The organism is Aphanizomenon sp. UHCC 0183 (assembly GCF_009712065.1).
Lineage (GTDB): Bacteria > Cyanobacteriota > Cyanobacteriia > Cyanobacteriales > Nostocaceae > Dolichospermum > Dolichospermum heterosporum.
In genome coordinates this window covers 67,697-75,936 of record NZ_VILC01000016.1, presented here as the reverse complement: position 1 = coordinate 75,936, position 8,240 = coordinate 67,697, and the positions used below count along the sequence as shown (strand labels likewise).

The window sequence follows — 8,240 nt, the reverse complement described above, 5'->3', positions numbered from 1 at the left end:
GTAAACCCCAATCATCTTCGCCCTAATTCTGGTGATGTTGCGTGCTGTGGTAGCTGCCGACACCAAAGGGGGCAACGGTGTTGGAATCCCGCTGCCCCCTTATATAATTTCAAAGTTACCCTTGACGGATACTGTCCTGCTTTTGAACGCTTGACGTGAATTTAGTTTAGGAGCGTTTAATCAGCTATTAGCAATCAGCATTGAGTTAATTTTGGGTTTAATTCCGTCACCTCTACAGGTGGAATGTTGCTGAGGTGAGGTTTAAATCCTCTTGTTAACAACACGCTGACGGCTCTTTTAATCTGGATTTAGGTCAGTATAAGGGTTAGGTATACGCTCTGCTTCTGGACATTCTTCAGTTGTCAGCGGATCTATGTTACCGCGTTGCACTGAAGCTAATTTTTGAGTAACAGATCCGATGCTTTCAAGACGAACCATCTCCTCCCAAGAACAAACTTCATCTTCTTCGTCTGTCTCATAGCGTAAAGTCACTAAATCGCCCTCGATATCAATGATGCGGGCCCGCTCTATCCAGCGTTGCTGATCCCGCAAAAAAACACATACCTCCCGCCCGTCGCAACACAGTTGATAAATTTTGCGGTGTAGCATGTAGTGCTTCTGCCTTTTTATACAACGTAGTTAAACCTGTCAAATTCGGGTTCCACCCCTGGAATATCCGCCTCTAAGAGGTGAATTTCGTAGTCAGAACCCAGTAAGTTTAGTGACTCAATTTTACCACTTATTTTTAGTCATTAGTGTTAGGTGAAATTTTGGGTCTTAAGCTTTAGTTTACCGCATTAGTTGAACGGCTATGGCAACTGTTAACATCTACAGACATTTTTCTCTGATTTGGCGTTTCTAGGGGCAAGGCTAGTTATCCTTATTAGCACGCTTTGTCAATAGAAATATTATGTCTGGGTGCAACATAGCTTTCAGCCCTTTAATGAGACTATCTAGCTAAGTACAGATAACCGATTGGATAGTCTATAGAAGATTCTCCCCAAGGTTAAAATGTGTATTCCATATAAATGATAACATTATTTCTAGTTTCTTAAAGGTAAATAATTTTTTTTGTATAAATTTTTGAATAAGATTAGCCAGGCGTTACGGAAGCAAAATGTAAATTTATATGTGGAGGTATTTTAGTGGCACATCTCTACATCGGGTTTAAGATGGTATAAGTGATTGTATCCATGAAATTAGCAATTTTACATACAGTGTAAAGGTCAGCATGGTACTGGTAGTTCGTCAAATTTATTTTGACGGGTAATGATCGGAAAAAACTTCTGTTCTTCCCTCCCCTGCCTCTGTTCTCCCCCTGCTTTCCTTCACCCGTCATTTTCGGGTTGACAGACTACTAGGTTAGAAACTGGCGAAAATCTTCATCTTTCTGACTCAATTGCACCCAATCTAAGTTAAGAGCTTGAAATTTCTGAACTAGGCGATCGCACGCGGGGCGTTCTGTGGCATAATGTCCAGCATCAATTAATATAATACCACGATCACGGCTTTCTTGGAATTGATGAAATTTACAGTCAGACGTTAAGTAAACTTGGGCATTAGTTTTGACTACTGCTGAAATATAACCTGCACCTGAACCACCTAAAACAGCTACCCGTGAAATTTGCTGTTGTAAATCAGCCATTGGGGAGAAAATTAAATGGGGCGGATTTAATTGAGTTTGAATATTATTAATTACCTCTTGTAATGTCAAAGTAGGTTTTAGTATTCCTACACGCCCATAACCTAAACCTGCTTGGGTAGGAACAATGGGTGATACTTCTTGAAGTTCCAGAAGTTGCGCTAAAACGTCAGCAGTTCCATCTGCCACTTGGTCAAAATTAGTATGTGCGGTATAAATTCCAATATTATGGGTAAAAGCCAACCGCACCATTTCTGTTAAAGCGTCTCCAGTGCGGAAAGATTTGGGAGGGTAAAAAATGAGGGGGTGATGGGCAAATATAAGGTTAGCATGGAGAGCGATCGCTTCCTGCATAACGGCTAAAGTCGGAGTTAAACACACCAAAACCCGTGCTTCTGTAGACAAAACACCGGGTTCAACTTGCCAACCGCAATTATCCCAGCTTTCGCACCAAGCGGGATTTGCCCATTCTTCAAACCAAGTAATTAAATCAGTAACTTTCATTAAATTCAAATAAATCAATAGATTAAACGTATTTAATTATAATCCTACTGGTGGAGATAACCTAAAAAAATGTTTCTTAATCCAGAAAGATACATTGACTAAACTAATTAAGACTGGCACTTCTACCAATGGTCCAATGACAGCAGCAAAAGCCACACCAGATTTAATTCCGAATACAGAAATAGCTACAGCTATTGCTAATTCAAAATTATTACCAGCAGCAGTAAATGCCACACTAGCAGCTTTTGCATAGTCGGCTTTAATTTTCCATGCTAGGTAAAAACTACTCAAAAACATGAATAGGAAATAGATAATTAGGGGAATGGCAATGCGGACAACATCTAGAGGAATCTGCACAATTAAATTACCCTTTAAACTAAACATTACCATGATGGTAAATAAGAGAGCAATTAAAGTTATGGGGCTGATTTTTGGAATAAATTCTTGATGATACCACTGCTTACCTTTAGCTTTCATTAAAATAACGCGAGTCATAAATCCAGCCAGAAAAGGAATACCTAAATAGATAAAAACGCTGTTGGCAATTTCCCCAATACCGATATTTACAATAGTTGCTTGTAAGCCAAATAAAGGTGGCAAAATAGTCAGGAAAAACCAAGCATAAACGCTGTAAAAGAGAATTTGAAAAATACTATTAAAAGCAACCAGTCCGGCTGTATATTCAGTATCTCCTTTAGCTAAGTCACTCCAGACAATTACCATAGCAATACAAGGGGCTATTCCCACCATGATTAACCCAGTCATATATTCAGGTTTATCGCGTAAAAAAAGCATAGCAAGTGTAAACATTACAATTGGGGCAATTATCCAAGTTAGCGATAATGATAGTCCGAGAATTTTTTTATTACGAAATACATCTCCTAATTCTTCATATTTTACCTTTGCTAAGGGTGGGTACATCATCAAAATTAAACCAATAGCAATGGGAATGTTGGTTGTTCCTATTTGGAAATGATTGATAAAAACTTCTATTGTGGGGAAAAAATAGCCTAAACCCACTCCAGTTGCCATTGCCAGAAATATCCACAATGTCAAAAAGCGATCCAGAAAAGAAAGGCGTTTTATAGTCGGTTGTTTAGTTACATATTCCACTTAATTAACCTTTATAAATGTTAGTTTCAGATCCCCGACTTCTCTAAGAAGTCGGGGATCTTGTTGTCATTATAAAATCTGTATTTATTACAAATTAGTATTTAGGCAAGAGGCAAAAACTGTCACCAATTGCCTACTACCATATTTAAAATCAAATAAATTTTGGAGTCATCCAACTAGAGTAGGATATACCTCTTTACATAGCATATCTTTAGACTGGGAAATATTATTCTCCGTCTCCAGTTTTCCAAGCTATAGATTTACTAGGTTGAGGATTAGGTAACTTCAGAGAAACTAAACCTGCTGCGAATACGAAAAACATTGATGTCCACAGACAACCAACTAAGCCAAATATTTGATAAACCAAACCGGATAAAACTGTACCCACAAGACGACCACCGGAGTTTGCCATATAGTAAAAACCCACATTTAAAGCCACCTTATCATCATCAGTAAATGCTAAAACCAGATAGGAATGGACAGCGGAATTGAAAGCAAATACGACACCAAAAACGAGAAGTCCAGCAATAATTACGATATTAGCGGGTAAACCTAATTGTAATGCCAGAGCGATCGCACCAGGAACAGCCGTTAATGTAAATGTCCAGAATCGAATAGTTTGAGATTGAGGTGGACGGCCAGAACCAAACCGCTGCATGAGTGTTGGTGCTAAAAATTGAATAATCCCATAACCAATCACCCAACAAGCTAAAAATCCCCCCACCTGATAAAAAGACCAGCCCAAAGTCCCACGTAAAAATACTGGTAAAGCTACAACAAACCATACATCTCTAGATCCAAATAAAAAGAATCGCGCCGCCGAGAGAATATTGATTTCTGCGCTTTTAGAGAAAAGTTGGCTAAATTTGACCTTTTTCTTGATTTTACCCATGCCCTTGGGCAGCATTAACCCAGAAAACATAATTAAAGCCAGTCCCCCAGCCATAATCCACAGGGAATTAATAAAACCCACAGAACTGAGAAGGGCGCTACCAATAAAAAAGCCAACACCTTTCAAAGCATTCTTAGAACCTGTCAGCACCGCCACCCATTTAAACAAAGACGATTGAGCATCTTGAGGCACAACCAAGCGAATAGCACTTTTAGAACTCATCTTGGTTAAGTCCTTAGCAATTCCCGAAAAAGCCTGTGCAACCATCACATAGAGGACTGAAAGCCACTGCGCCCACCCTGGATTGAGAAAAGACAGCATTACCAAAGAAAACACCTGTAACCCAATACCAGTGTAAAGAGTCACCTTTAAACCAAACTGAGAACCAATCCAACCGCCGAGGAAGTTTGTAACAACTCCAAATACTTCGTAAAACAGGAACAGAGAGGCAATTTGGATAGGTGTATAACCAATTTTATTAAAATAGAGTAACACTAACATTCTCAAAGCCCCATCTGTCAAAGTGAAGCCCCAGTATGCCAGTGTCACCAGAATATAATTCTTGAAATTAGAATTAGAAGCAGTAGTAGAAGCCATGATTAAAAATTCAAAATTGTAAATACAAACTAAAATTCTCTCTCCGTCTCTGGGTGCAAAAAATCTTTATGGGGTAGGACAGAAAACCCACCCATGGAAAACCATTATTTTTGCAAACTTAAAGCCACCTTTCGCGCTAATTCAGTCATGCGGTTAACATAACCCCATTCATTGTCATACCAAGCCAAGATTTTCACTTGGGTTTCATTGACAACCATTGTCGAAAGGGCATCAATAATCGAAGAACGAGGATCATCTTTATAATCAATAGAAACTAAAGGACGTTCTTCATAACCCAAAATTCCTATTAATGGTTCTTGTGCAGATGCAGTTTTTAATAAATCATTAACTTCGGCTATTGTGGTCGGACGCACAACTTCAAATACACAATCTGTGAGAGAAGCATTTAACAAAGGTACACGCACAGCTAAACCATTTAATTTACCATTCAATTCTGGATAAATTAAACCAATAGCTGTAGCTGAACCTGTGCTAGTAGGAATTAATGACATACTTGTAGCCCTAGCCCGACGCAAATCTTTATGAGGTGCATCTACAATAGTTTGAGTATTAGTATTATCGTGAATTGTGGTAATTACTCCATGTTTAATTCCTAAACCTTCATGAATTACTTTTACGACTGGGGCTAAACAATTAGTAGTACAAGAAGCTGCTGTTAATAAATGATGTTTATCAGGTTCATAGAGGTGATCATTTACCCCCATGACAATGTTTAAAGCCTCTTGTTTAACAGGTGCGGCAACAATTACCTTCTGCACACCTCTTTTAAAATATGGATCAAGGGTAGCGGGGGTTCTAAACTTACCAGAACATTCCAAAACTATATCAACCCCAAAATCTTCCCAAGGAACTTCACCCGGTTGAGAATATTCAGTAAAACTGAGAGATTTACCATCAATAACAACTTGGTTTTCGACCGCTTCTACTTCTGGTGTCCAACGCCCATGTACAGAATCAAATTTGAGTAAATGTGCTGCGGCTTCTGTTCCACCTTTGGTTTCATTAATGTGAACAAATTCTATTTCTGGCCAATCCCAAGCAGCACGAACGGACAACCTGCCCATGCGTCCGAATCCATTAATTCCTACTTTAATTGTCATTTCAAAAAAAGTTGATATGTTAATATTGACTCTAGCATCAGATGTAAACATTAATCAAGGAAAATTGATGTATTGTTTATACACAGCAGAAAAAACGTTTTTAGCAGCTTGCTAGTTTCCAGCATTAGCAGACGTTTGTTCACCAACCTCAATCCGAGTAACGGGTTTTGGACTAAAGTGAAGTAAAAGCTTTTTCCTGGTTGCAGATAGAACGTTTGTGGAAAGAGCGATCGCCCAAACCAAAGTAACAATTAATCAACTAATCCAAGCTACTTACTTAACCAGAGTAGCCGGATTAAGTTTAGTGCATATTTTGAACAGCAAGGTATAAGGCGGTTGTTACCAGAAGCAAAATCAGCAGAAGTTGTAGTTTAACCTTTCATATCCCCGACTTCTTCAAGAAGTCGGGGATCTAACGCAACGCAATGATATATTTAAATTAATCTCCACTGTATCTACAAGGGTATGATTATTTGGCAACCAGGGCAACAAATTAACAACGGTAGATTTATCATTCAAGGTAAACCCTTGGGTAGCGGTGGTTTTGGGACTACCTACAAAGCCTTAGAACCTAGCACGGGTAAATTATACGCCATTAAAACCCTCAATCAGCAAATGCAATTGCGAGAAGACTTTGCAGAACAACAGGTTAAGTTTATTAACGAAGCCTTGACAATTAAAGGTTTTGATCATAGGCATATTCTCAAAGTCCATGAAGTCATTCAAGCAGGTGAGCTTTTTGGCGTGGTAATGGAATATATTGATGGAGTAACTTTATCTCAATATCTTCGACAAAAGGGACAACTTACCGAAAGCGAAGCACTATTATATATAGATCAAATTGGTCAGGCTTTAGAATATATTCACGCTAAAGGCAGTTTAACAATCATTCAAAAACATCCTGAAAATCCCCAACTCCCCACCAAAAATCATCCAACAACATCCTGAAAATCCTCAAATCCTGGACATCCTGATTCAGACAAAAAAATCACCAACTCCCCACAAAAATCATCCAATAACATCCTAACAATCCTCAAATCCTCGACATCCTGATTCAGACAAATAAATTAAATCCTAAATAACTATGTCAGCAAGAGATTTATTTCATCAAGCAGTTAGAACAGCACTAGAAAAAGAACAATGGTTAATTACCGATGATCCATTAGAGGTAGAATTAGAAGATACAACATTGAAAATTGATTTAGGTGCAGAAAGATTAATTGCAGCCGAAAAAGGAGAAGAAAAGATTGCTGTAGAAATTAAAAGTTTTGCTAGTAACTCAGCAGTAAGTGAATTTCATACAGCATTAGGACAATTTCTCAATTATCAAATAATGTTAGAAGAAACAGAATCACAAAGAGTATTATATTTAGCAGTTCCCGAAGAAACTTACAAATCCTTTTTTCAAACTCGACTTGCTAAAATAGCAGTAGAAAGACATAAAGTTAAAATCATAGTCTATAATCCTATAATGGAGGTAATTGTCAAATGGCAAATTTAGAAAATTATCGTCAATATATTCAAACCATACTCCAGGAACATAGTCAATTTAAACCTAAATATGATGAAATAGATAATGAATTGATTTTTGATACCATTCATGATCATTATCAATTATTTCGTGTCGGTTGGAACGGTTTAACGCGGGTTTATCATAGTGTGATTCATTTTGACATTAAGAATAACAAAATCTGGATTCAACAAAATACCACAGAAACAGATTTAGCTCAAGAATTAGTCAATATGGGAGTACCAAAAGAGGATATTGTTTTTGGTTTACAACCACCATACAAACGTCCTTATACTGGTTATGGGGTAGCTTAATTTCTATTTCTCAAGAAGTCGGGAATATAACCAACGCCATGATATAATTACCATGATATAATTGAATTAATATTCACCATATCTACAAGGGTATGATTATTTGGCAACCAGGGCAACAAATTAATAACGGTAGATTTATCATTGAAGGTAAACCCTTGAGTAGCGGTGGTTTTGGAACTACCTACAAAGCCTTAGAACCCAGCACGGGGAAATTATAGGAGAAAAAAGGGAGGATGGTGGAGAAAGAAGATAACGGGAGAATCGTTGCACTACATAGACTACGGAAATATTTCTTTTGATAAGAAAGCATCAGAAGGACACCTTCCAACATTTGTTCACTATGCATTTAATGATTGGATTTATAATAATGTTGAATTCAATACACCAGATTACTATGCGTTGAGGTACGGATACTTTGGGTGGGAAGAGAGACGGTGTGGGTGGTCTTCGAGTTGTGGGTTTCTTCTCTCGCGTCGAGACTTGTAAACTGTAACATTTAAAGGTTACATAAAAATATTAAGTCTGAATCAGGATAACCAGGATTTAA

Annotated in this window: 9 protein-coding genes and 1 pseudogene; 5 read left to right on the top strand and 5 right to left on the bottom strand. The window is 37.9% G+C overall.

Annotation, left to right across the window (positions count from 1 at the left end; genetic code table 11):
* Nucleotides 1–159 (top strand): annotated as a pseudogene (locus tag FJR37_RS26920) (MBL fold metallo-hydrolase); the annotation flags it as partial.
* Nucleotides 160–297: 138 nt separating this feature from the next.
* Here FJR37_RS26920 and FJR37_RS07960 read toward each other — a convergent pair.
* The 5 genes from FJR37_RS07960 to FJR37_RS07940 all read right to left on the bottom strand — a co-directional run bounded on the left by FJR37_RS07960 (nt 298) and on the right by FJR37_RS07940 (nt 5,869).
* Entirely contained in the window at nt 298–609 is a 312-nt protein-coding gene (locus FJR37_RS07960; protein WP_027403878.1) for a DUF6679 family protein, read from the bottom strand.
* Between the two features lie 748 nt (nt 610–1,357).
* A complete protein-coding gene (locus tag FJR37_RS07955; RefSeq protein ID WP_039204189.1) occupies nt 1,358–2,146 on the bottom strand; it encodes a Nif3-like dinuclear metal center hexameric protein in 789 nt (262 codons plus the stop codon).
* A gap of 36 nt (nt 2,147–2,182) precedes the next feature.
* On the bottom strand, nt 2,183–3,259 hold the full coding sequence (gene arsB, locus FJR37_RS07950) for an ACR3 family arsenite efflux transporter (protein WP_039204188.1): 1,077 nt from the start codon (nt 3,257–3,259) through the stop codon (nt 2,183–2,185).
* Nucleotides 3,260–3,485: 226 nt separating this feature from the next.
* On the bottom strand, nt 3,486–4,748 hold the full coding sequence (gene arsJ, locus FJR37_RS07945; protein WP_039204186.1) for an organoarsenical effux MFS transporter ArsJ: 1,263 nt from the start codon (nt 4,746–4,748) through the stop codon (nt 3,486–3,488).
* A 104-nt stretch (nt 4,749–4,852) separates the two neighbouring features.
* Nucleotides 4,853–5,869 carry an ArsJ-associated glyceraldehyde-3-phosphate dehydrogenase gene (locus FJR37_RS07940; RefSeq protein ID WP_039204207.1) on the bottom strand — a complete coding sequence of 339 codons (1,017 nt, stop codon included), beginning with the start codon at nt 5,867–5,869 and terminating at the stop codon, nt 4,853–4,855.
* A 465-nt stretch (nt 5,870–6,334) separates the two neighbouring features.
* Here FJR37_RS07940 and FJR37_RS07935 point away from each other — a divergent pair, with 465 nt between their 5' ends.
* From FJR37_RS07935 to FJR37_RS27405, 4 genes are all read left to right on the top strand, one after another.
* Complete coding sequence (locus FJR37_RS07935) at nt 6,335–6,817, top strand: protein kinase (protein WP_325064628.1); 483 nt, start codon at nt 6,335–6,337, stop codon at nt 6,815–6,817.
* Between the two features lie 136 nt (nt 6,818–6,953).
* Nucleotides 6,954–7,370: a XisH family protein gene (locus FJR37_RS07930; RefSeq protein ID WP_039204183.1), complete on the top strand. Its 417-nt coding sequence runs from the start codon at nt 6,954–6,956 to the stop codon at nt 7,368–7,370.
* On the top strand, nt 7,358–7,693 hold the full coding sequence (locus FJR37_RS07925) for a XisI protein (protein WP_028082185.1): 336 nt from the start codon (nt 7,358–7,360) through the stop codon (nt 7,691–7,693). The genes FJR37_RS07930 and FJR37_RS07925 overlap by 13 nt, the downstream gene beginning before the upstream one ends.
* A 92-nt stretch (nt 7,694–7,785) precedes the next feature.
* A complete protein-coding gene (locus FJR37_RS27405; RefSeq protein WP_256366870.1) occupies nt 7,786–7,911 on the top strand; it encodes a hypothetical protein in 126 nt (41 codons plus the stop codon).
* The last annotated feature ends 329 nt before the right edge of the window (nt 7,912–8,240 follow it).

Excerpts from the sequence above, each read along its gene's own strand:
- FJR37_RS07960 (WP_027403878.1), bottom strand. The coding sequence starts at position 609 with ATGCTACACCGCAAAATTTATCAACTGTGTTGCGACGGGCGGGAGGTA.
- FJR37_RS07935 (WP_325064628.1), top strand. The coding sequence starts at position 6,335 with ATGATTATTTGGCAACCAGGGCAACAAATTAACAACGGTAGATTTATC.
- FJR37_RS27405 (WP_256366870.1), top strand. The coding sequence starts at position 7,786 with ATGATTATTTGGCAACCAGGGCAACAAATTAATAACGGTAGATTTATC.
- FJR37_RS07930 (WP_039204183.1), top strand. The coding sequence starts at position 6,954 with ATGTCAGCAAGAGATTTATTTCATCAAGCAGTTAGAACAGCACTAGAA.
- arsJ (WP_039204186.1), bottom strand. The coding sequence starts at position 4,748 with ATGGCTTCTACTACTGCTTCTAATTCTAATTTCAAGAATTATATTCTG.
- FJR37_RS07940 (WP_039204207.1), bottom strand. The coding sequence starts at position 5,869 with ATGACAATTAAAGTAGGAATTAATGGATTCGGACGCATGGGCAGGTTG.
- FJR37_RS07955 (WP_039204189.1), bottom strand. The coding sequence starts at position 2,146 with ATGAAAGTTACTGATTTAATTACTTGGTTTGAAGAATGGGCAAATCCC.
- FJR37_RS07925 (WP_028082185.1), top strand. The coding sequence starts at position 7,358 with ATGGCAAATTTAGAAAATTATCGTCAATATATTCAAACCATACTCCAG.